The organism is Bilophila sp. T19-St14 (assembly GCF_059728385.1).
In genome coordinates, this window is sequence record NZ_BAAGFT010000001.1 from 1623289 (window position 1) to 1647875 (window position 24587).

Genomic DNA, 24587 nt, shown 5'->3' on the forward strand with positions numbered 1-24587 from the left:
ACGCTACACTTGCGGCATGGAGACGAACCGCCCATGAAATCCTGCCGGCTCACCGAGGTCAAAAGCTACAATGTCCCGTTCGCCAGACTGCCGCGCCCGGTGTTCTGGTTCAACGACTCGTTTGAGGCGGGCACATGGAGCGACCTGCACCGGCATGAGCACTGGGGCGAGCTGGCGTTCATGCGTTCAGGATACATGGTCATCTGCACCGAACTCGGCAACTATGCCGCGCCGCCGCAGAGGGCCGTCTGGATACCTCCCGGCCTGACCCACGAATGGTACATCCCGGAACCGTCCGTGGACAACGCCCTGTACATCATGCCCCACGTCCTGCCTCCCGGCCCCCGGTTTCAGCGTTACCACGCCATGGAGGTTTCGCCCCTCGTCCGCGAGCTCATCCATGCCCTCGCCCCGCAGCCCTGCGACTATGAGGAGCCCGGCCCCGTGGCCCGGATGGTCTCCGTCCTGCTCGACCAGCTCCCCCTGCTCCCCGAAGTGGGCTTTCCCCTCCCCATGCCCCGCGACCGCCGCCTCGTCGCCCTGTGCACCGCCCTCCTCAACGAGCCGGACTCCCCGGAAACGATCCGCGAATGGTGCACGCGCCTCGGCATGTCCGAACGCACCCTCGCCCGCCTGTTCCAGCGCCAGACCGGGGAATCCTTCGGGCGCTGGCGCCAGCGCATCCGCCTGCACCATGCCCGCGCCCAGCTTGAAGCGGGGGAAAGCGTCACCGCCGTGGCCCTCAACTGCGGCTACGCCTCCGTTTCCGCGTTCATCGCCGCCTTCAAGAAGCTCTTCGGACGCACGCCGGGCCAGCTCGCCCGCTGACGCGCACGCCGCTTTCCCGCCCCTTCGGGACAACCATCTCCCCACGCCCGCACTCCAACGCCGCCTCCAGCCCACCGTGTCCACGCGGTATCTGCCGGATGTGGGGCTCAAGTATTATGCCTGTCCATCCCACCGCGCCTGCGCAGGCATCCTCGCCAACAATGCCGACTTCCCAATGATGCCAACGGATCCATAGCCCTTGATTGATGCCGTGTTACGCCCATTAACTCTTCCAAGGCATTTGCTGGTGAGCCCAATATGAAAAGCTGTGCCATAAAAAAGGTTGATGCCTTGTTTCTTAGGCTGTATCGCCATGTTATTTATAATTATTTGAAATCATTACAAATAATCTTTTTTTCGTAACTTGAAAAAATAATAAGATAATTTCAATAGGTTATATCTAATTGACGACACGACCTAAAAAATAGGCTGTGTTATAGAAAATGGTTGATGCTTTTTTCCTTGAAGCTCCAAAGGGATAACCGGCAAAATGCCTCAGCCGTGGATCCCGCCAAGGGGAAAACCGGAAAAAGTCTGTATTTTCAACATACTGTGAAGATGAAACAACCATAAACTATAACAGAGCCCAAAAAATAACCAATAAAAATGAGCTACTCATGAGCCCACTGACGAATGACAGAATAAAAATTTGTATTTTCAATATGTTGTAGCAAAAAACAACCACATGCCCTGACAAGGCCAAAAAAATTTCCCCAGCGTCCATCTGGAATTGCATACAACAGCATATCAGTCTGTTGCTATGGCAGAGCCTTTGCCAAAGGCTGTGTCATAGGAAGCGGTTGATGCCTTATTTCTTGAAACTCCAAAGGAATCCCCAAAAAATGCCTCAATCATGGAGTCCCTCAGCGAAAATTTGGATAAAAACCTGTATTTTCAGCATACTGTAGAGATAAAACAACCACATGCCATGATAGGGGCAAAAAAATTTCCCCAGCGTCCATCTGGAATTGCATACAACAGCATATCAGTCTGTTGCTATGGCAGAGCCTTTGCCAAAGGCTGTGTCATAGGAAGCGGTTGATGCCTTATTTCTTAAAACTCCAAAGGAATCCCCCAAAAAATGCCTCAATCATGGAATCCCTCAGCGAAATTTGGATAAAAACCTGTATTTTCAGCATATTGTAGAGGTAAAACAACCACATGCCATGACGGGGCCTTGCCCAAAACCGCATACGTTTTTTTACCGCCTCCCGATATGCCGCGCCTCATTCATCGGCCTTTTTCCAATGGCTGTGCCATAAAAAATGGCTGACGCTTTTTTCCTTGGAGTTCCAAAGGAATAACCGGCAAAATGCCTTAGCCGTGGATCCAGCCAAGGGGAAAGACGGAAAAAAAGGCTGTATTTTCATCGTACTGTGGGGATGAAACAACCATAAACTATAACAGAGCCAAAAAAATAACCAATAAAAATGAGCTACTCATGAGCCTACTGACGAAGGACAGAATAAAAATTTGTATTTTCAATAGGTTGTAGAGAAAAAACAACCACATACCGTAATAGGGCAAAAAAATTTCCCCAGCGTCCATCTGGAATTGCATACAACAGCATATCAGTCTGTTGCTATGGCAGAGCCTTTGCCAAAGGCTGTGTCATAGAAGCGGTTGATGCCTTATTTCTTGAAACTCCAAAGGAATCCTCCCCCCAAAATGCCTCAATCATGGAGTCCCTCAGCGAAAACTTGGATAATACCCTGTATTTTCAGCATATTGTAGAAGTAAAACAACCACATGCCATGACGGGGCCTTGCCCAAAACCGCATACGTTTTTTTACCGCCTCCCGATATGCCGCGCCTCATTCATCGGCCTTTTTCCAATGGCTGTGCCATAAAAAATGGCTGACGCTTTTTTCCTTGGAGTTCCAAGGGAATAACCGACAAAATGCCTTAGCCACGGGTTCCGCCAAGGGGAAAACAGGAGAAAAAGGCCGTATCCTCACCATGCTGCGGAGACAAAAACGGGGCATGTTTTCGGGCATGTTGATGCTGTAGATTTTCACCATGTCACGGAGACAAAACCAGGTTCGCACTTTTCTGGCCTCATTGCCGGGGATTTTCACCATGTTACGGAGACAAAACAGCCACATATCCTGACAGAGCCTTTCCAATTCCCTTTCTCTCCCACTCCAACACCCTCCATCCTCTTCCGCCTTCCGCCGGAACGGACTCCCGCCGCGCAGCCTCCCCACCAGTCGAAAGTCTTGGAGGAGGATGGGGTGGGGCTTGGGGAGGGGAAGGAGGAACTTTCTTCAGAAAGCTCCTCCTTCCCCTCCCCAATATCCCCCTCGCCGCCCCGCCTACCCGCCATCCCCGCCCATTTTGGCAGGATCGCGATACTCTTTGGCAGAATGCGAGAAGACGGGAAGGCCGGAAGGCGCGTATAGGGGAGTCATGGGCCGAGATCCCAAAGCGGGCCTATTCCCACACCCACCCAGAATACGTTTGGAGGCAAACCCATGATCCAGATCCGCAACTTCATCAACGGCCAGTGGCAGGAAGAAACGGGCGGCAAAACGGTTCCCCTGTACAACCCGTCCACCGGCGAAACCATCGGCTCCGTGCCCATTTCCAACATGGAAACCTGCGAAGCCGCCATCGCCACCGCCGCCGAAGCCTACAAAACGTGGCGCCTCGTCCCCATCGCCAAGCGTATGACCTATATCCACAAGATCCGCGAATGCATGATCCGCGATCTGGAAAAGCTCGCGCAGGGCATCGCGCTCGATCAGGCCAAACATATTTCCGAAGCCCGCGGCGAAGTCCAGCGCGTCATCGAAATCGTCGAAATGGCCTGCTCCATCCCCGCGCTGATTCAGGGCGAAACCCTCGATCAGATCGCCGGGAGCATCACCGGCAAGGTCACCAAACAGTCCCTCGGCGTATTCGGCGGCGTAGCCCCCTTCAACTTCCCCGCACTGGTGTTCGGCTGGTTCATCCCCTTCGCCATCGGCACGGGCAACACCTTCATCTTCAAGCCCTCCACCCAGTCGCCCTATTTCATGCAGTTCATGTGCGAGATCTTCATGGAAATCGGCCTGCCCGCCGGCGTCGTCAACGTCATCCACGGCAACCGCGACATCCCCGGCACGTGGTATGAAGATCCCCGCATCGCGGGCGTATGCCTTGTCGGGTCTACCCCGACCGCCAAAAAAATGGCCGAAGGATGCGCCAGAGGCGCCAAGCGCTCCATGCTGCTCGGCGGCGCGAAAAACATGCTCGTGGTCATGGAAGACGCCGACATCGACGTTTTCATCGAAAACTACATCAACTCCTGCTACGGCTCCGCGGGCCAGCGCTGCCTCGCCGGGTCCATCGTGGCCATCGTGCCCGAACTGTACGACACCGTGCTCGAACGCATGATCGAAGCCGCCAAGAAGGTCAAAGTCGGCGATGCGCTTGATCCCGACGTCTACATGGGCCCCCTGATTTCCCGTTCCGCCGCCGACAAGGTGAAGGAATACGTGGACATCGCCCTGAACCACGGCCACGGCTGCGAACTCGTCCTCGACGGCCGCAACCCCGAACTGCCCGAAAAGAACAAGAACGGCTATTTCGTCGGCCCCACGATCATCAAGGACGTGACCCCCTGCAACCCGCTGTTCACGACTGAAGTGTTCGGCCCGCTGGTCGCCACGATCAAAATCGCGGATCTCGACGACGCCCTCGAACTCATCCGGCAGTCCGAATTCGGCAACGGCGCGTGCATCTTCACGCAGAGCCAGTTCTATGCCGAAAAGTTCAGCCGCGACGCCGATGTGGGCATGGTCGGCGTCAACGTGGGCATCTGCGCCCCGCATCCGTACATCCCCTTCGGCGGCATCAAGGGGTCGCTCCTCGGAACCAACAAGGCGCAGGGCAAGGACGGCATCGACTTCTTCACCCAGAACAAGGTCACCACGATCCGCACCGTCGATCCCAACGCCAAGAAGGGCGGCGAGGCAGCGAAGCCCAAGTCCGTCCGCTCCTGCGTGGCGTCCTAAACAGCTTCCCGTCCGGTTCCGGGGCGCAGGCCCCGGAGCCCCGCCGCTTTCCCTCAGCAAGACGGAAACATCCTCTTGGCCTTCTTGCCGGGAGAAAGCGGAACGGCCCCGCCGGAAAAGAGGCTCCCCCATCCTGCTGCGCGCCGTGGACGGCACGCGGCTCCTCCGGCCGGGCCTGAAAGGGCCCCATAAAAACGGCCCTTCGACAGCGCCTGTCGTTTCCCGCTCATCCAACCATGCGTTCCGCCGCACACGGCGCGCACGCAAGACGGCCCCGGTTTTCCTCGCACCGGGGCCGTTTCGCATCTTCCGCCCTTATTTCTCTCCCTTTCCCCAGATGATTCCCTTGACCGGGCGGAAGGCCGTATCTACACTGTTGCTCTTTCCATGCCACGCATGGACGACCGTCAAACCTTCTTCGAGGAAAGCCATGGCTCTGTCCAAACTCCAGAAAGGCCTCATTGGTCTCGGCATCGCCGTTGTCGCCGTCATCGCCGTCGGGTACGGCGGGATGCGCTATCTTGAAAACGCCGTCGTTGACGCCATCCGCACATGGGCGGCTCAAACTCCACAGGATGCCCGCGTGGAGCTTGGAGATGTTTCCTATACGCTGATGGGCAACCATCTTGTCCTCAAAAACGTCCGCATGACGTGCACTACCGAGACGAAGGATACCTTGTCCGTTGCCGTCGAAACGCTGGATGTCCGAAATCCGGGAACCACCCTGCTTTCGCTGCTGCGCGACCCCAAGAGCGAAATCAAGGAAACGGAACTTCCCGTAGCCGACGAGATCTCCCTGCAGAACGTGTCCTTCGGCCCCGAACCGAACATTACGGTACGGCTCCGCACCTTCAAGGGCGTCGCCATTGAAACAGCCGCCGTCAAGACCTTGCTGGACACCGCCGAAGGCAACGATCTGAAAATGGCCTTGGCGATCGTCTACGGCCTTTCCTATGAGGAAGACGCCGCCTCCGGCGTCAAGATAACGAGCAAGGCGATGCCTTTCGCCCTCTCCACCGATTCCGCCGTCCAGAAATCCTATGCCAAAGGGCATCTAGAATCTTCCGTGACAAACGGGTTCGTATTCAGCCTGAGGGGGCAGGAGGTTCTGACGATCGGTGAAGTCCGGCTCGAAAACATGAACCTGCCGCCCCGCGATGTCATGAAGAAGCTCTACCTCATGGATCCCATCGAAACCAGCGACGATGAAGCCATCGGGATCTTCCAGAGCTTTTTCGCCGGGCCCAAGCCGCTCGTCGGCCTCCTTTCCCTGAAGGATCTCAAAACCAACAGCATCCTGCTCGATGTTTCGCTGGACAAGCTGAACATCGCGAACCCTTCGACCTCCCCCTATACCCTTGAAGTGTCTCTGGAACACCTCAAGATGCCCGTGGCCCTCATGCCGGAACTCCAACTGCTCTCGGTCATGGGCGTGCCGGAAATAGACGCCAGCGCATCCTATGCCGTTTCCCTGCCCGACAAGGACAACCGTTTCAACAGCACCGCCTCCCTCAGCGTCGCCAAGCTCGGTACGGCCGACTTCGCCGTCAAGGGCGAATTCCCCTATGAAAAGTTCTTGGATATTATCAATAAAACCAAGAATATCAACGATCCCGCCACCGAGTCCGCCATTGAGGATTTTGTTAGAAACAATATCAAGTTCAGCCATCTGGAGCTCGGATACGCTGATGAAGGTCTCCTGCCCCGCCTCGGCATCCTCGGCCAGAAGTTCATGGGCCTGGCCCCCGAACAGTGCGTGGATACGGCCAAGAGGTATGTCACGGAATACCTCATCGCCGCCGAATGGACGGACTACACGGCGAAGCTCATGGAGTACATCGACAAGCCCGGCGCCATCCGCCTCATCTTCAATACGGAAAAGCCGCTTTCCATCGAAGCCATCGACGCCTTGCCCTATAAGGATCCCTCCATCAAGCTGGACGTGAGCACCGGGCCCAAGACGGCTCTGGAGCTGATGTCCGATCTGGAAAAGAAATAGCCGCCCGATCCGGGGCAAAACAAGGGGGGAGGATCGGAACGCCTCTCCCCTTTTTTTATCCTGCGGAATCCGTTGACATACGGGATCGCCTGCCCGCAATCAGGTTGCCCGATCCGGGCGCTTTTGGTATAAAAACGGATTCGGGAAGCCTATCCCGGCAAACCCCGTCTACCTTTATGGAGTTTCCCCCAATGGCAAAAAAGCCAACCCTTACCCCTGAAGAAGCGCGCCAAGAGGCGCTGAAAACAGCCCTTGAAACCATCGAACGCAAATTCGGCCAAGGCGCCGTGATGAAGCTTTCCGATGACGTCCATGTCAAAGTCCCGGTGATCCCCACCGGCTCCATCGGCGTTGACCTCGCCCTCGGCATCGGCGGCATCCCCAAGGGCCGGGTCACCGAGATCTACGGCCCCGAATCATCGGGCAAGACGACCCTCACCCTGCACGTCATTGCGGAATGCCAAAAGCTCGGCGGGACGGCCGCCTTCATCGACGCCGAACACGCGCTTGACGTGGCCTATGCCAAGCGCCTCGGCGTCAAGACCGACGAACTGCTCATCTCGCAGCCCGACCACGGCGAGCAGGCCCTTGAAATCGCGGACATGCTCGTCCGCTCCGGCGCGGTGGATCTCGTGGTCATCGACTCCGTGGCCGCCCTCATCCCCCAGAGCGAACTCGAAGGCGCGATGGGCGAAACGCAGGTCGGCGGGCACGCCCGCCTGATGTCCCACGCCCTCCGCAAGCTGACCGGCACCATCCACAAGTCCCGCACCGCCGTCATCTTCATCAACCAGATCCGCATGAAGATCGGCGTCACCGGCTACGGCAGCCCGGAAACGACCACCGGCGGCAACGCGCTCAAGTTCTACTCCTCCGTGCGCCTCGACATCCGCAAGATCCAGACCCTCAAGGACAAGGAAGAAGCCTACGGCTCCCTTACCCGCGTGAAGGTGGTCAAAAACAAGATGGCCCCGCCCTTCCGCGAAGCCAAGTTCGACATCATCTGGGGCACGGGCATTTCCCGTTCCGGGGAGCTCATCGACCTCGGCGTCGATGCCGGCATCGTGGACAAGAGCGGCGCATGGTTCGCCTTCGGGGCCGAAAAGCTCGGCCAGGGCAAGGAAAAAGTCCGTGCCCTGCTCGACGAGACCCCCGAACTGCGCAACGCCATCGAAAGCCAGCTTATCGAGCATCTGGGCATGAACCCGCGGCCCGTCGTGCACGCCGCCGAGGAAACCGCCCCGGACGTTGAAAACGTCCCCCTCGTCGACGACATGGACGACGAAATCTGATCCTGATCCGGTGCGGGGAGGAGCCCCCTCCCCGCCCAACCTTTCCCAAGGCGATGCCTCCGGGCATGGCCCCATCCCCCGATCCCTCCACACCCGCAGGAGCCTGTATGCTGACAGCCAATGAAATCCGCCACCGTTTTCTGGAATACTTCAAAAAACACGGGCACACCGAAGTCGCCTCCTCTTCCCTGATCCCCCGCGACGACCCGTCCCTGCTGTTCACCAACGCGGGCATGGTGCAGTTCAAGAAAATTTTCTGCGGGCAGGAAAAACGCGGCTACGTGCGCGCCACCACCTCCCAGAAGTGCCTGCGCGTCGGCGGCAAGCACAACGACCTCGACAACGTGGGCCGCACCGCACGCCACCACACCTTCTTTGAAATGCTCGGCAACTTCTCCTTCGGGGACTACTTCAAGGAGGACGCCATCCGTTTTGCGTGGACGTTCATCACCGAGGAATTGAAGCTGCCCAAGGACAGGCTCTACGTCACCGTCTACAAGGATGACGACGAAGCCTTCGAGCTCTGGCAGAAGGTGGCGGGCGTCGCGCCTGAGCGCATCTTCCGCCTCGGCGACAAGGACAACTTCTGGAGCATGGGCGACACCGGCCCCTGCGGGCCCTGTTCGGAAATCCACTTCGATCAGGGGGCGGACATGGCCTGCGGCCCGGACTGCGGCATCGGCAAGTGCGACTGCGACCGCTTCCTTGAAATCTGGAACCTCGTGTTCATGCAGTTCGAGCAGCTTGCCGACGGTTCCCGCGTCCCCCTGCCCCATCCGTCCATCGACACCGGCATGGGCCTTGAGCGCATCGCGGGCGTGTGTCAGGGCGTGCGCTCCAACTACGACACCGACCTGTTCCAGATTTTCATCAACTATATGGCCGAGCTCGCCGGCGTCCGCTACCACGACGATGCCGACAACGACACCGCCCTGCGCGTCATCGCGGACCACAGCCGCGCCATCGCCTTCATGATCGCGGACGGCATCCTGCCCTCCAACGAAGGCCGCGGCTACGTGCTGCGCCGCCTGATCCGCCGCGCCTTCCGCTTCGGCCGCCTCATGGGGATGCAGGAGCCGTTCCTGTACAAGACCGCGCTCAAGGTCGTGGAGGTCATGGGCGAGGACTACCCCGAACTGCGCGCCCGCGCCGACTTCATGGCCCGCGTGACCCGCGAGGAAGAGGAGCGCTTCTCCTCCACCCTCGACAAGGGCCTCGCCATGCTTGAAGAGGAAATGGACGCCCTCGCCGGCAAGGGCGAGAAGCTCATCCCCGGCGAAACCGCGTTCAAGCTGTACGACACCTACGGCTTCCCGCTGGACATCGTGAACGACGTGGCCGAAAAACGCGGCTTCAAGGCCGACGAAGCCGGTTTCAACGAATATATGCGCCAGCAGAAGCAGCGCGCCCGCGCCGCGTGGAAGGGGTCCGGCGAAAAGGACATCGCCTCCCGCTTCCAGAGCCTGCTTGAGGACGGCCTCAAGTCCGAATTTTTCGGCTACGCCGCCCTGACCGGGGTGGGCCGCGTCGTGGCCCTGCTCGACGGCGACGGCTTGTCCGTCGAAGCCCTGCCCGGCGGCTCGTTGGGCTATGTCGTTACCGATCGGACGCCTTTCTACGGCGCGTCCGGCGGGCAGTGCGGCGACACGGGCCTGCTCGCCGCCCCTGCCGGATCCGCCAAGGTGCTCGACACCCTGAAGCCCTCCGCCGACCTCACCGTCCACCACATCGAAGTGGACGGCGGCACCCTGCTTCCCGATCAGGAAGTGGTGCTGACCGTAACCGAATCCACACGCCTCGACGCGGCCCGCAACCACACCTGCACGCACCTGCTCCATGCGGCCCTGCGCCGCGTGCTCGGCGACCATGTGCGTCAGGCGGGTTCCCTTGTCACGCCGGATCGCCTGCGCTTCGACTTCTCGCACATCGCGCCCATGACGCCGGAAGAACTGGCCGCCGTGGAACGCGACGTGAACGCCGCGATCATGGCCGACTACCCGTTGACCGCCAAGCTCATGGGCCAGCAGGCCGCCATCGACATGGGCGCTATGGCGCTTTTCGGTGAAAAGTACGGCGACACCGTGCGCGTGGTGACCATCGGAACCCCGGATCACACCGAGTCCGTGGAGCTTTGCGGCGGCACGCATCTGAACAGCACAGGTCAGGCGGGCAGTTTCGTCATCCTGTCCGAAAGCGGCATCGCGGCAGGCACGCGCCGCATTGAGGCCGCCACCGGCTGGAACGCCCTCAGGCACGCCCGCGCCATGAGCGAGGAGCTGCACCAGCTTGCGGCCATGCTCAAGACGCAGCCCGGCGGCCTCGCCGCCAAGCTGGAGGGCCTCCAGAAGGAAAACCGCGGGCTCCGCAAGGATCTGGAAAAGGCCGCCGCGCAGGCCGCATCCGGGCAGGGCGGGGATCTCATGTCCAAGGCCGTGGAGATCAACGGCGTAAAGGTGCTTGCCGCGAAACTTGAGATGAGCAATATCAAGGCCATGCGCGAGCTCATGGACGACATCCGTTCCAAGATGCCTTCCGGCGTGGCCTGCCTCGCCGCCCCTGTGGGCGAGGGCAAGGTGAGCATGATCCTGTATGTTTCCAAAGACCTGCACGGACGCTTTACCGCTCCCGCGCTGATCAGGGAGGTTGCCGCGCCCATCGCCGGTTCCGGCGGCGGACGCCCCGATCAGGCCCAGGCAGGCGGCACGAACCCTGCGGGCATTGACGAGGCGCTGGATGTCTTGAAGGCGAAGATTGGGGGGTAGCATATCGGGGAGAGGAAAGGGAGCTTTCTGGAGAAACGGGGAGCCCCCATGTTCCCCCTTTCCCTTCCCCAAAACTGCCGGTACAGCCCGTGCCCCTTTCCCCCTGCAAAAACTTTTGGCCTTATCGAATCCCTGCTACTTTCCATGTAACAAAGCCGCTTCCTTCCCGTTTTCTGGAAGGAAGCGGCTTCTTGCCGTTCAGGGAAGCATTGCCCGCAGGCTTTCACACGGAACCGCGCCGCAACACAAACTGCTGGCACGGATACCCGTAACGCATGACCAGTTCGGCCTCTTTGAAGCCGAGGCGCTTGTACAGGGCCCGTGGGGCCGCACCGAGCGGATCGTCTTCCCGGTACGTCGTTACGAAGACATCCTGATCGGCAGGAAGTACCCCCAGCATCATGCGGACAAGGGCCGAAGCGACGCCCCGCCTCCGCGCCTCAGGATGCACGGCGAGGAAGCCGATGCCGCCACACTGCTCCGAAAGAATCAGCACGCCGAGCAGCCCGCCTGCATCCTTCGCACACAGCGCCCGCCGCTCCGCGATGGCTTTCAGCAGATTTTCCCGGTACTCGCCGAGCGACAGACCGGGGAAGGCATCGCGGACAAGCGCGGCCAGCTCCATCCAAGCGTCAATGTCCGCTTCCGACGCATACCCGACGGCACAGTCATGATTCATGGCTCCCTCCTTTGCGGCGGTACCCGCATAAACGAAGGCTCTGTCATAGTACATGGTTGTTTTGTTTCAGCAATACACTGAAAATATATGCTTTTTCTCCAAATTTTCCGCTGGTGGGCTCTGTGATTGGGGGATTTTATTGGTTATTTCTTTGGAATTTCAAGGAAATAAAGCATCAACCGTTTTCTAGGACACAGCCTAAACAAAAAGCGCAAACCTGAAGGGCTTGCGCTTTTTGAGAGTCGGACACCCGGCGAACAACCGTTACCGTTGCTTTCTTTCGAACCTGGCGGGGTTGGCGGCGCCACCGCCGCCCGACTCTCTCGAACCCTTTGTATAGAGAAAAAAATGCCGCCTGTCAAATGGAAGCCGCCCCCGCGTAGGAATCAACCGGCTATCCGTTCAGGGCACGGGCATCCCTAAAGACGGTGGCATAGGAAATGGTTGATGCTTTATTTCCTGAAATTCCAAAGAAATAACCAATAAAAAGCCCCAAGCATGGAGCCCATCGACGGAAGGGCCGGAGAAAATGCCTGCATTTTCACCATACTGTAAGGCTTTGTTTTATAAGAGGGTTTATGGAGTAGTTTGAAATGATGATTTTTTTGGAAAATATAAACGCCAAATTACAGATTTTTATCAAAAATATAAAATTATTTCAATATACTATTAAAATAAACCTTCTCTTAAAACATAACCTACTGTAAATATAAAACAACCACATACTCTGACGGAGCCTTCCTAAAAAAGCCCCCCCTTGTTACGCATACCGGATCATTTCAAACAGCTTGCGGCGCTGCGTGATGGTGATGTGGTAATACTGGTTCTGCGGGATATAGGTATAGGGCACATCGCTCGGCCTCTGGAACAGGAACAGCGACAGCAGCGTGCGGTTGATGGCCTGATGCCCGACGATCATGAGCGTCCCCTCGCCGGACAGGAACAACGCCCGGCGCAAGCCGCGGGCCACGCGCTCCTTGAGCATCGCATAACTCTCGCCGTTGGGATAGATATAGCCGTACTTATTGTGAGAACGCGCCTCATACTCCAGAGGCATGCTGTCGCGCACGTCGGAATAGCGCATCCCTTCGCACACCCCGGCATTGATCTCGTCAAACTCGCTCAGGGCCATGCTGATGGTGTTCGGGCGCGAACGCAGCAACGGCGAGGCCGTCTCGGCGGAACGCTGCTTCGTGGACGTAAAAATGTACGGAAGATCCACGCCTTCAAAATGCGCGGCGAGCTTTTCGGCCTGTTCGCTCCCCTTGGCGGTCAAAGACGGATCCCCTCCAAGGCGGCCCTCGCGGTTATACTCCGTCTCGCCATGCCGCACGAGGTACAGATCCTGCACCCAGCGGGAAGAAATGATGTCGCGGATAGCCGCATAATAGGGGAGGTCGTTGCTTGGGGCTTCGTCCTGAATGCAGCTGTCCACGGCGTCCACGCGTATCCAGCACCGTTCCTTGCGGACAGGCACATATACGCTCTCATAGTAGGCCAAGCGCTTGCGGAAGCTTTCCCCAGCCTCCTCCTGCGTCATGTTGGCGAATTCGGGCAGGCGGGTCTTACGCCGGATGGAGGCATCCAACAGCAACGGGTCATCATTCACGCATTCGATGAACAAGATGGGCCGATCCCGGAGCGTCGCGCTCAGATCCACACGCTGCTGTACCGTCCCATTGGTCGCGTCGATGATGGCCACGTCGCCGCCATCATCAAGCCACGCGCGGGCGCGCTCCATATTCTGGTGCGTGATCTGATCGCGCAGCCGCCGGGCGCGCGTGTTGTCGGGATTGAAAAACTCGGCGGAACCGCTCTCAAGGCCGAAAAGCGTCCGGCGCAGCTCACCGTTGTTGAAAATTGCGGTGCGGATGCCCTGCTGCTCCAGCCCAGACCGGATACGCTTCGCCAGCGTGCTCTTGCCTCTGGCGGGCAACCCCACCATTGCGACATACAGTTTCATGTTATTCCTCAGTTGCCGCACGCGGGCGGCGGATCGCCTCACTCACGGTGGGCGTTATAGGGCCCAAAAACGCCTCCCCATACGGGGAAGCCCTTAGAAAATGGCTACGACGGGGCTTCCGTCGGGAAAGCATCTCCCCATACGGGGAAAACATCAAACAACAAAGTGGAATACCTATCGAAGCAGGAAAACCTTTCCCCCACACATAGGGAGAAGCTCACACCTTCAGATGGACGCCCTTTACCTTCACAAAAACCTCTCCCCACACAGGGGGGAAACCGCAGCAGGCGCAGTCCGAAGCCATGCACAAGGAAAAACTCCCCCCACAGGGGGAAACTCTCTTCCTCGATCACCTTCGCCTTTTCGTATTCAAAAAGGCTTTGTTATAATAGTTTGTGGTTGTTTTATCTTCACAGTGCTGTGAAAATACGGCCTTTTTATCCGGTTTTCCCCTTGACGGGAGCCACGGCTAAGGCGTTTTTCCGGTTATCCCTTTGGAACTTCAAGGAAAAAAGCATCAACCATTTTCTATAACACAGCCTTCAAAAACTCTCCCCGCACAGGGGGAAATGACGGACACCGCCCCTTCATTAGGGCAGGACAAACACTCCTCACACGGGGAAAGTTCCCGGCAAAACCGGAAAAGCGCACCTCTGAGGCCGCCCCATACACGGAAAGGCCATCGTTCTTAGCAATGCGCCTCGGCTTTGCTTCACCAGCCTCCACGTACAAAGGAAGGCATCGAACAAATGCAGACGTTCCCCACGCGCGTGGAACAGACGCGCATTGAAAAGCCTGCCCCCAGCCTCCTTTGAGACGTTCCCCCGTGCGTGGGGCAGACTAATCAGGCCGGAAGGGACGGCGGAAGAAATCCGAGACGTTCCCCCGTGCGTGGGACAGACACCAGTCCGCCGCAGCCTGCACGACCTCGCGGAAGACATTATCCCTGTGCGTGGAGCAGGTTCCGTCCGCAGAGCAGGCAATCCCCCCCGACAAGCGTGTTACCTCAGCGCGTGGAGCAAACTCCATGAAAATCATCCTACTCAGAAACCCGAAGCACGTTGCTCCAGCGCGTGGACAACCTCCCCGCACACAGGAAAACCCTTATCCGATATATTCGAGGCTCCTCCGGGTTACAGCCTCTGCACACGGAAACCCCTTTTTACGCATCTTCCCGGCTCACCCTGCGGTGGGTACAACCTCGTACACGGAGCCCCATCTCAGTGGGCCACACCAGATGCAGGCCGCTGGAACTTCCCCACACACGCGGGGAGGCCGCTAGTGTTTGCGCCGGACGCCGATGATATTGGGCAACGGCGCGCCAAGGCTCCCGGAAGCCCAGAACTCCGGCAGGGAACGCCCCAGCCAGATCCGGCTGCGGGCTGGAGTGCGCAGGAACAGGCCGGCCAAGCTTCCGCCCTCGGTATACATCACCACCCGGACATCAATGGGCAACGCCAGCAAAAGCGCCCCAAAATCCACGCCGGTTATCGGTTCCCGGCACAGGATAAACAGGATGGCCCCCGTGCCGTCACGGGCCACAGCGGAAATGGAGTGCTTCGGGCCGCCGGGCTTCCAGAGCAGACGCCGATCCGAACTGATCATACGGTAATTCTGCACGACCATACTGTAATGCGGGAGCAGGTTCTCCCAGTCGTCCGTGGAACGATCCAGCAAATCCGCACCGGGCAAATCCGGACTGTCCGGGCCAGCGACGAAAAACGCCCCGAACTTGGACACCACGCGCCCGTTATTGATTGTCCCGCCGGTACGAAGATAGCCTGTGCTCGTAACGCCATCGGGCAGATACATGCTGGCATTGGTGGCGGCTATCAGTCCCTTGCGCGTGGCCCAAGCCTCAAGCGGCAGCGACTGCCCCTCAAAACTCGCCGTTTCCACAGTAAAATCGAAATATGCGGGATCAATGCGCAAAAATACCACTTCAAACGGCTCGCCCCCGTCGAACTGCGCGGAGAACAAACCAAGCTGGAGGCCTTCCTCCAATTTTTCCCACGGCGGGAGCGCCTCAAAAGCCCAACGCGGCGGAGGCGGGGGAGCCTGCTGCGCCACACCCGGCTGTGGCGGGACAAGCGCGTTCTTGATGGCCGTGAGCCCATCCTGCGCCTCGGAAGGCATGCCCTCAGCACAGGCAGGGACGGAGGACAACGCCAGCACGCACAAAAGGAACAACTGGCGGAACACGGCGAACGCCAGCGGCGCGAGGCACAAGCCGTAGCCGCCGTGGACTTGATCACGCCCCCGCCGTTCTCCCTCATGCCGGAACAGGCCGCGTCCGCCGCGGCATATGGCATGGCGTATGGATAAAAAAAGGTGCAGCGTCATGATAATCAGGTCTCCAATGCCCCGAATAACCAGAGTTTACGGTAATTCCAGCAAAGGCGCAACGCACTGGGGGCCCTCCCAAAGCCGTGGGCGGCATGAGCGCCGCAGAACGAAAGGCGCCCCCTTCCCAACGCGCGGCGGGGCGTTGCCCTTCGCGGAAATCCGGCATAGAATAAAGAACTTGGGATTATGACTGACTTTTGAAACGAGGTTTTCCATGAATATCGGCCAACTCATTGCGGAAAGGGGCAAACCTTTCTATTCCTTTGAATTTTTTCCTCCGAAAGACCCTGACCAGTGGCCGGACTTCTTCAAGATGGCCGAACGGCTGGCTCCGCTGGAACCGCTGTTCACCTCCGTTACGTACGGGGCGGGCGGCTCCAGCCAAGACGCTACGCTGGAAATCGTTTCCCACCTGAAGAAAGAATTCCAGTTTGAAACGATGGCCCACCTGACCTGCGTCGGCGCGACGCAGGAGCATATCACGCAATATCTCCAACGCCTGCGCGACAACGGCGTGGATAATGTTTTGGCCCTGCGCGGCGACATCCCCAAAGGGCAGGACATCGACTGGGAAACCGCCGAATTCCGCCATGCCGCGGATCTCGTCCGTTTCGCCAAGGCGCATTATCCCGACATGGGCATCGGCGTCGCCGGGTATCCTGCACCCCACCCTGAATCGCCGAGCTTCGCCAGCGACTGGCGCTACACCGTCGCCAAAATCCGTGAAGGCGCGGACTTCGTGATCACGCAGTTGTTCTTCGACGTGCGCGAATACCTCCATTTTGTGGACAGGCTCAGCGACATGGGCGTGTCCATCCCGGTCATCCCCGGCATCCTGCCCATCCAGAGCCTCGAATCCATCCGGCGCACCCTCGCCCTGTGCGGCGCGAACATCCCCGGCAAGCTCTATCTTGCCCTTGAGGAAGCCAATGCCAAGGGCGGCGCGGAAGCCGTGCGCGAAGCGGGCCTCAAGTTTGCCGTGCAGCAGATCCGTACCTTGCTGGACAACGGCGCGCCGGGCATCCACCTGTACACGCTGAACAAGGCACCCATGTGCCTCCGCATTGCGGAAGAAGTGGGCGCACTGTAATGGCCGTCGATCTCGCCACCTTTTCGCCTCAGCGCATCCTTGTCTGCCAGCTCAGGCAGATCGGGGATGTGGTGCTCGCCACGCCGTCCATCGAGCTGCTCAAACGGCGCTACCCGGACGCCGAGATCCACCTGCTGACCGAAAAAAAGTGCGCCCCGCTCCTTGAGCACAACCCGCATCTCGGCAAGGTATGGGAGCTGGACAAAAAACTGCTGTCCTCCCTGCCCCAAGAGATCGCATGGTATTGGCATGTCGCCCGCACAGGCTACGATCTCGTCGTGGATTTTCAGCAGCTTCCGCGCTGCCGCTGGGTGGTGGCCTTTTCCGGCGCCCCAGTCCGCCTCTCCTATACGCCGCCGTGGTACACGCGCCTGCTGTACACGCATTCCGCCGACATGCTCGACGGCTATTCAGCCATGAGCAAGGCCAGCGTACTGCGCCCTCTCGGCATCGAATGGAACGGCGAGCGCCCGCGCGTCTATCTCACGGATGGGGAACACGCCTTCGCGCGCGCCTTGCTCGCCCAAGCGGGGTTGCAGCCGGATCAGCGCCTCATCACGCTGGATCCCACGCACCGCCAGCCCACCCGCCGCTGGCCTCTGGCGCACTACGCTGGGCTGGTCAGCCTGCTTGCGAAGCGCGACGCCTCCCTGCGCTTCCTGCCTCTCTGGGGGCCGGGCGAGGAAGCCGAAATTCAGGAGCTGGACCGCCTCTGCCCCGCCGGTTCGCTGCTCTTGCCGGATCGGATGCTGTCGCTGCGGGAAATGGCGGCCTGCATCGCGGAAGCGGATTTGCACATCGGCAACTGTTCCGCACCCCGGCACATCGCCGTGGCGGTGGACACGCCGACCCTCACCGTGCTTGGTTCGACCTCCCCGGCGTGGACTTTCCCCTCTCCCGAACACGCCGATATTGCCCTGAACCTTCCCTGCCAGCACTGCAACCGCAACCACTGCCCCGATCCCCGCTGCCTCACCGGGATGCTGCCCGGCCCTGTCGCGGACAAGGCGATGGGGATGTTGAAGAAGTAAGAGAAGCGGGGAGGGGAAGGGGAGCCTTTTTCAAAAGGCTCCCCTTCCCCTCCCCGACCCCCTCCCCTTCCCCGCGAAAACTTTGACTGGTGGGGAGGCCGCGCAGCAGGAGTTCCTTTGTCTCGAAAGGCGGCTGAAAGGAATCTGTGAGGCTTATTTTTCTGAGAGTATTGCCCGTTGGGTGACGTTAGCTTTGGTTCTGCCATAAGATGTGTTTGTCCATCTCCACAGTATGGTAACAATGCGGCCTTTTCCTTCAGTTTTTCTGTTGGCGGACTTCATGGCTGAGGCATTTTATCGGCTGTTTCTTTAAAGCGTTAGGTTATATCTTAATTTAATATAACATATTGAAATTACTGAATTATTTTTTCAGTTGCAAAAATTATTTTTAATAATTTTAAATAGTTATATACAAATAACGACATAACCTAGAACGTTAAAAAACACCAACCGTTTTCTATAACATAGCCTTTCTTTTTATTTGGCTGTGTCATAGAAACGGTTGATGCTTTATTTCCTTGAAATTCCAAAGAAATAACCAATAAAATCCCCCAATCACAGAGCCCGCCAGCGGAAAACTTGGAAAAAGAGCATATATTTTCAGCATATTGCTAAAACAAAACAACCATGTACTATGACAGAGCCTTTTATTTTGGCTGGGTTATAGAAAATGGTTGATGTTTTTTTCCTTGAAGTTCCAAAGGGATAACCGGAAAAAGGCCTTAGCCGTGGATCCCGCCAAGGGGAAAACAGGAGAAAAAGGCTATATTTTCGCCGCACTGTGGAGATGAAACAACCACAAACTATAACAGAGCCTTTATTTTAGGCTGTATCATAGAAAGTGGTTGATGCTTTACTTCTTGAGGTTTCAAGGGAATAGCCAATAAAGTGCCATAATTATGGAGCCCATCAACGGAAAATCAGAGAAAAGTCTCTCTTTTCACCTTACTGTGGAGATGAAACAACCATATTCTAGGTCGTGTCGTCATTTTACATGTAATCATTTGAAATTATTCAAAAACAATCTTTTATAGTCTAAAAAAATTAAATAATTTAATAGATTATATAAATTAACAACACTACCTAAGACAAAGCCTTGAATAAATTCCTTGATGGAAACCCAAAGGCCCCCCCCCTGTTTGCTGTTGCCGACAAACAGGGGGGCCTTTTTCTTTGTCTCTGGCTAAGATATGGCTGATTCCCTCCACACCATAATCAACCTACCGAATTTTCCTCATATATTTTCGTTACCACCCCCTATGGTGGAGGCACCTTATCAAATGTCCATTCAAAATGTAGGCTCTGCCATAGGATGCAGTTGTTTCATCTCCACAATAGGATGAAAACACAGCTTTTTTCTCCAATTTTTCGCTGAAGGGCTTCATGGCTGAGGCATTTTATTTGGCTATCCCTTTGGAGCTTCAAGAAAGCGTCAACCATTTCCTATGACACAGCTATGACTAAAGACTGTGCCATAGGAAATGGTTGACGCCTTATTTCTCAGAAATTCCAAGGGAATAACCGATAAAACCCTCCAGCCATAGAGTCCATCAACGGAAAAATGAGAGAAAAAGCCTCTCTTTTCACCATACTGTGGAGATGAAATAACCACATCCATGACAGAGCCTAATAAAAAAACAAGGCTCTGTCATAGTACATGGTTGTTTTGTTTCAGCAATATACTGAAATATATGCTTTTTTCTCAAATATTTCCGCTGATGGGCTCCGTGATTGGGGGATTTTATTGGTTATTTCTTTGGAGTTTCAAGGAAATAAAGCATCAACCGTTTTCTATGACACAGCCAAAAACAAAACGCTAACCGATTACTATGGCGTACCCTTCCCGTTTCCCCTGCAACGCCGCCCCGCCATTGACCGGGAACGCTGCGAACAGGGATTCGATAAAAAGAAAAGTCTTAGGAGGATGAGGGGGTGGGGTTCGGGGAGGGGGAGAAGGAAGCCCTTCTCCAGAAGGGTTCCTTCTCCCCCTCCCCGATATTCTCCACACCCCGCCTACTGCCTACCCTTCCATCAGCGGCAGGCACGCAATGGCGAGGGGGGTGAGCAAAAGGGGATAATCGGGGCACTCGACCTTGATGCCGAGCTCTTTTTCAAACAGGGGCGCGATGCCGGGGAAACAGCACGTGCCGCCGGTGAGATACACGGTATCCACGGCATGGCCGGAAATATGGGCCTTCACGATGTCGGAAATGCGCTCGAAAACCGGCTTCACGATGGGCGCGTACTGGCGGTTGTCCGCACCGCGCTTCTTGAGCTCGGCTTCCTCGTAGGGCACCGAAAGTGCGCCGGACATGGCGAGGGTCACGTGATGCCCGCCTGTGGCATCGTCAACGGAGGCGATGACCTTGCCGTTGGAAATGACCGCCGTACCGGTCGTGCCGCCGCCGATGTCCACGACCGCGGCGCGATCCAGCCGGGCCAGACGCGCGAGGCAGCTCGGCTCGTCCGCCGTGCTCACAAGGCGCAGGTTGGCTGCATCCAAAATGTTCGTCGAAAGCCGGGCATCCGTTCCGGGCGGGTAGGATGTGGACGCCTCGGCGATCTTCCGGCCAAGACGCTCCTCCGTCATGCCCACGAGCCGCTTCACGATGGTGATTGCGCCGTGGTAGTCTACGACCACGCCGTCACGCACGACGGTGGCCCACTCAAGGAACGCCGACACGGGCACCCCGTTGTCGTCCACCGCCATGACCACCACGTCGGCGGTGCCAAGGTCGACTCCGACGTGAATGGGCCCTTCCACCTGAACGGGAGAGGCGTCGTTGCAAATCTTCGAGGCCACTTCCAGCCGCTTCATCACTTCATCCCATGCAATCTGCTTCATCATGCTCCAGCCGTCGTTAAATGGGAAAACAACGCCGCGCGGTCAGGCGGCGCTTCGTTTCAAAAGGAAAGACGCTCCCGAAGCTATACGGCGCGGGCAGAACCTGAGTCAAGGCGATGGCCCCGCTTCCTTTCTCATGCGGGCGCGCCCAAAAGACTTGACAGGGGACGAAAACAGCAGGAAAAACACATTAAGCGTCTCTCTGTGCCCCGAAAGGCGGCCCCATTTCGATCATCGCCGGAAGACGGCGGACGACCCGTGCCCTTCTGCTCTGAAAGGCCGGCACAAAAGGATTCCTTGATGAAAACCAAAATTCTGGCAACCATCGGCCCCGCGTCCAACAAACGTGACGTCCTTTCCAAACTGATCGCGGCTGGCGTCCGAATTTTCCGCCTTAATTTCTCCCACGGCGACAGCTCCTCCTTCGTCGACCTCATCAAGATGATCCGCGAACTGGAAATCGTCCACAAGACGCCCATCACGATCCTCCAAGACCTCTCCGGCCCCAAGATCCGTATCGGCACCTTCCCCAATGAAGGTTCCCTGAACGTGCTCAAGGGCGATCAGCTTCTGCTCGGCCCCTCCGCGCTGATGTGCAATGACGAGCTCCCGTATATCCCTTTCGATCACCCCGAAATTTTCGCCGAACTCGAACAGGGCGATCGCCTTGTGCTCGCTGACGGCACCCTCCAGTTCCGAGTGGTCGAACACCGCAAAGACGGGCTCTTCAAGCTCGAAGCCAACAACAACGGCATCGTCACCTCGCGCAAGGGCCTCGCCCTGCCCGGCAAGTCCATCCCTCTGCCCGCGCTTACCGAAAAGGACAAGAAAGACCTCGTGGACGGGCTCGCCCTCGGCGTTGACGCCGTGGCGCTCTCCTTCGTGCAGTCTCCCGAAGACATCCGCGAAGCCAAGGCGATCATCCGCAGCCACAGCGACCGCGACATCCCGGTTATCGCCAAGCTCGAACGCCGCAACGCGGTGGATCGGCTCGATGCCATCCTCAAGGAAGTCGACGTCGTCATGGTGGCCCGCGGCGACCTCGGCATCGAGTGCCCGTTGCCTGAGCTCCCGGCCATGCAGAAACGCATCATCCGGGCCTGCAACCGGGCGTCCAAGCCCGTCATCGTCGCCACGCAGATGCTGCTTTCGATGGTGTCCAGCCCCTCCCCGACCCGTGCCGAAACCACGGACGTCGCCAACGCCGTTCTGGACGGCGCGGATTGCGTGATGCTTTCCGAGGAAACGGCTATGGGCAACTATCCCGTTGAAACGGTGCAGTTCATGAGCGAAATCGCTTCCAAGGCCGAGGAGCTCATGGCCGAGACCCGCCGCATCGCAGAGCCAGAAAACGACGGCACCGCCGAATTCCTCGCCTACGCCGCCTGTCTGCTGGCCCAGAAAGCCAACGCCAAGTCCATCGTGGCGCACAGCCTTTCCGGCAGCTCGGCCCGCCTGCTGTCCGCGCGCCGCCCCGTGCAGACCATCCATGCGCTGACCCCCGACGTGACCAGCCTCAAGGCCCTGAACTTCTCGTGGGGCGTGCTCCCGCATCAGGTCGGCAGCGACAACGAGGGCCATCTCGCCCGCGCCGAACGCTTCATCGCCTCGTCCTCGCTGTTCGGGATCGGTGAAGATGTGGTCATCACCGCCGGACAGCCGACCTCCTCTTCCCCGCAGCCCCGCGGCACCAATCTGGTGAAAATCTACAGGAAGTAGCCCCCTGAGGGAAACGGCCCAGAATTATCACAGGGTACAGCCAAAACGCCTGAACGGAATCCGTTCAGGCGTTTTGGCCGTTTAAGGCTGTGCCATAGAAAATGATTGGTGCTTTTTCCTTGAAGTTCCAAAGGCATAACCAGCAAAATGCCTTGGCTATGGATTCCGCCGATGGGAAAACTGGAGAAAAGGCTGTATTTCCACAGCATGGTGAAAAATACAGCCTTTTTATCCGGCTTTTCCGCTGATGGACTCCATGATTGGGACATTTTCGAGCAACTTAACATTTGGCTCTGTCATAGTACGTGCTTGTTTCATCTCTACAGCACGTTGAAAATACAGCCTGTTCTCCAGTTTTCCCCTTGGCGGACTTCAATGGCTGAGGCATTTTGTTGGTTATTCCCTTGGAACGTCATACAAAAAGGCATCAACCTTTTTCTATGGCACAGCCCAACATTTTACAATTTTAACGTTTAAGACGCGCTCGCTCCGGCATTGAACAGCGCAAACACACTGTGCTTGTGCCTTCGCAGCGCCCGTCTGCTTCCCGCAACCGGAAGAGCCTTTTCAACATGAAAACGCCCTATTGGTTATTCCCTTGGAATTTCAAGAAAAAAATCACCAATCATTTCCTATGGCACAGCCTTGAAAAGGCTTTCCCCGCCCTCTGCGCCCTTTTAGGCAACGGCTCAGGCTGGGCGGCATTACGGGAAAGGAAGGGGAAATCCTTCAGCCCCCTTCCCAACACATTTCATTAAAAAAGGCTCTGTTAGAGTATGTGGTTGTTTCATCTCCACAGTGCGGTAAAAAATAGAGCTTTTTTTCCAGTTTTTCCCTTGGCGGGATCCGCGGTTAAGGCATTTTGCCGGTGATCCCTGTGGAACTTCAAGGAAAAAAGCATCAACCATTTTCTATAACACAGCCTTAAAAAAACACGTATTTTTTCAATGCCTACAGCGTCACGCCGTGCTCAATGCACGCAAAGGCGTTGTGGGCATGGATGGACTCGTAGCTCTCGACTTCGACGCGGAACCCGCTCACATGCGGATGATCGGCAAGGCGGCTGGCTACGTTGCGCACCACGTCCTCAACGAAGGTAGGCCTCGAAAAGGCGTCTTCGGTCACAAACTTCTCATCCTCGCGCTTGAGCAGCGAATAGACGGGCGACGAGCCGGACGCCTCGGCGATCTCAATGAAATCCTCGATCCAGCAGAACCCGCGCATCCGAACCGCTATGCGCACGTCCGCCCGCTGGCTGTGCGCCCCTTCACGGCTGATGGCCTTCGAGCAGGGGCATACGGTCATTACGGGAACCGTCACTTCAAGCAGGAACGACGGCTTGCCGTCCTCAGGCAGTTCCCCGGTCAGCCTGCACTCGTAAGGCAGAATGCCGGGGCAGGCCGTCGCAGGGGCGCTCTTCTGCACAAAATACGGAAAATGGAAAACGATATGCGCACGGCGGGCGTTCAGGCGCTCCCGCACGTCCTCAAGCAGGCGCTTCATCCCCGCGTAGTCCAAATCCTCTGTCCAGTTCGCCAAAGCCTGCACAAAACGGCTCATGTGCGTACCCTTGAACGCGGCGGGCAAGTCCACGCTGACGTCCACATTGGCGACCGTATGCTGCGTCCCCTGCGCGCGATCCCGCACCAGCAAAGGCAGCTTCAACCCCTTGACCCCTACCCGGTCGATGGGCAACGCCACCGGAGCCGGACTGTTTTGTACGTCTTCCATTCTTTTCCTTTGGCTGTGTTATAGAAAATGGTTGATGCTTTTTTCCTTGAATTTCCACAGGGATAACATGCAAAATGCCTTGGCCGTGGTTCCCGCCAAGGGGAAAACCGGAGAAAAAGGCTGTATTTTCACCGCACTGTGGCAATGAAACAACCACAAACCATAACAGAGCCTTTCCTTTATCGGGGGTACGGGCTTCCGAATGCTCCTTCCCCCAAAAAACTACCGTTGCGGCATATGGATCCCAAACCATCCAAAGGCCGACACGTTCCCTTTATCTTGACCAAAGAGCCAAAGCCTTCCC

General features: G+C 57.4%; 14 protein-coding genes and 1 other RNA gene. 8 read left to right on the forward strand and 7 right to left on the reverse strand.

What is annotated here, in order from left to right:
- The first annotated feature begins 33 nt into the window (after positions 1–33).
- From AC6I1V_RS07045 to alaS, 5 genes are all read left to right on the forward strand, one after another.
- Positions 34–828, forward strand: coding sequence for a helix-turn-helix transcriptional regulator (locus tag AC6I1V_RS07045; protein ID WP_308771313.1), 795 nt, complete (start codon positions 34–36; stop codon positions 826–828).
- 2474 nt (positions 829–3302) lie between these two features.
- Positions 3303–4826 carry an aldehyde dehydrogenase family protein gene (locus AC6I1V_RS07050; protein WP_486853638.1) on the forward strand — a complete coding sequence of 508 codons (1524 nt, stop codon included), beginning with the start codon at positions 3303–3305 and terminating at the stop codon, positions 4824–4826.
- A gap of 430 nt (positions 4827–5256) precedes the next feature.
- Positions 5257–6825 carry a hypothetical protein gene (locus tag AC6I1V_RS07055; RefSeq protein WP_486853637.1) on the forward strand — a complete coding sequence of 523 codons (1569 nt, stop codon included), beginning with the start codon at positions 5257–5259 and terminating at the stop codon, positions 6823–6825.
- 191 nt (positions 6826–7016) lie between these two features.
- Entirely contained in the window at positions 7017–8117 is a 1101-nt protein-coding gene (gene recA / locus AC6I1V_RS07060) for a recombinase RecA (RefSeq protein WP_308771475.1), read from the forward strand.
- A gap of 107 nt (positions 8118–8224) precedes the next feature.
- On the forward strand, positions 8225–10879 hold the full coding sequence (alaS, locus tag AC6I1V_RS07065) for an alanine--tRNA ligase (RefSeq protein ID WP_486853636.1): 2655 nt from the start codon (positions 8225–8227) through the stop codon (positions 10877–10879).
- Positions 10880–11102: 223 nt separating this feature from the next.
- Here alaS and AC6I1V_RS07070 read toward each other — a convergent pair whose 3' ends face one another.
- The 5 genes from AC6I1V_RS07070 to AC6I1V_RS07090 all read right to left on the reverse strand — a co-directional run bounded on the left by AC6I1V_RS07070 (position 11103) and on the right by AC6I1V_RS07090 (position 15864).
- Positions 11103–11558: a GNAT family N-acetyltransferase gene (locus tag AC6I1V_RS07070; protein WP_486853635.1), complete on the reverse strand. Its 456-nt coding sequence runs from the start codon at positions 11556–11558 to the stop codon at positions 11103–11105.
- A gap of 233 nt (positions 11559–11791) precedes the next feature.
- An RNA gene (gene ffs, locus AC6I1V_RS07075) (signal recognition particle sRNA small type) lies at positions 11792–11882 on the reverse strand.
- A gap of 436 nt (positions 11883–12318) precedes the next feature.
- Entirely contained in the window at positions 12319–13521 is a 1203-nt protein-coding gene (locus tag AC6I1V_RS07080) for a bifunctional nucleoside/nucleotide kinase/histidine phosphatase family protein (protein ID WP_302551396.1), read from the reverse strand.
- Positions 13522–14361: 840 nt separating this feature from the next.
- Positions 14362–14550, reverse strand: coding sequence for a hypothetical protein (locus tag AC6I1V_RS07085; protein ID WP_486853634.1), 189 nt, complete (start codon positions 14548–14550; stop codon positions 14362–14364).
- Between the two features lie 249 nt (positions 14551–14799).
- Positions 14800–15864, reverse strand: a complete 1065-nt coding sequence (locus AC6I1V_RS07090; protein WP_486853633.1) for a phosphodiester glycosidase family protein — start codon at positions 15862–15864, stop codon at positions 14800–14802.
- Positions 15865–16081: 217 nt separating this feature from the next.
- Between AC6I1V_RS07090 and metF the strand changes: the two genes are divergently transcribed.
- Both metF and AC6I1V_RS07100 read left to right on the forward strand, forming a co-directional pair.
- Positions 16082–16957 carry a methylenetetrahydrofolate reductase [NAD(P)H] gene (metF, locus tag AC6I1V_RS07095; RefSeq protein ID WP_302551398.1) on the forward strand — a complete coding sequence of 292 codons (876 nt, stop codon included), beginning with the start codon at positions 16082–16084 and terminating at the stop codon, positions 16955–16957.
- Positions 16957–17988, forward strand: coding sequence for a glycosyltransferase family 9 protein (locus AC6I1V_RS07100; protein ID WP_486853632.1), 1032 nt, complete (start codon positions 16957–16959; stop codon positions 17986–17988). Before metF ends, AC6I1V_RS07100 begins: the two co-directional genes overlap by 1 nt.
- Before the next feature lie 2020 nt (positions 17989–20008).
- Here the strand turns inward: AC6I1V_RS07100 and eutJ are convergent.
- A complete protein-coding gene (gene eutJ, locus AC6I1V_RS07105; protein WP_486853631.1) occupies positions 20009–20836 on the reverse strand; it encodes an ethanolamine utilization protein EutJ in 828 nt (275 codons plus the stop codon).
- Between the two features lie 297 nt (positions 20837–21133).
- Between eutJ and pyk the strand changes: the two genes are divergently transcribed.
- Positions 21134–22552: a pyruvate kinase gene (gene pyk, locus AC6I1V_RS07110; RefSeq protein WP_308771957.1), complete on the forward strand. Its 1419-nt coding sequence runs from the start codon at positions 21134–21136 to the stop codon at positions 22550–22552.
- Between the two features lie 951 nt (positions 22553–23503).
- On the opposite strand, the gene folE2 is transcribed toward pyk, so the two are convergent.
- Positions 23504–24283 (reverse strand): GTP cyclohydrolase FolE2, encoded by a 780-nt coding sequence (gene folE2, locus AC6I1V_RS07115; protein WP_302551403.1) that lies wholly within the window; start codon positions 24281–24283, stop codon positions 23504–23506.
- Positions 24284–24587: the final 304 nt, after the last annotated feature.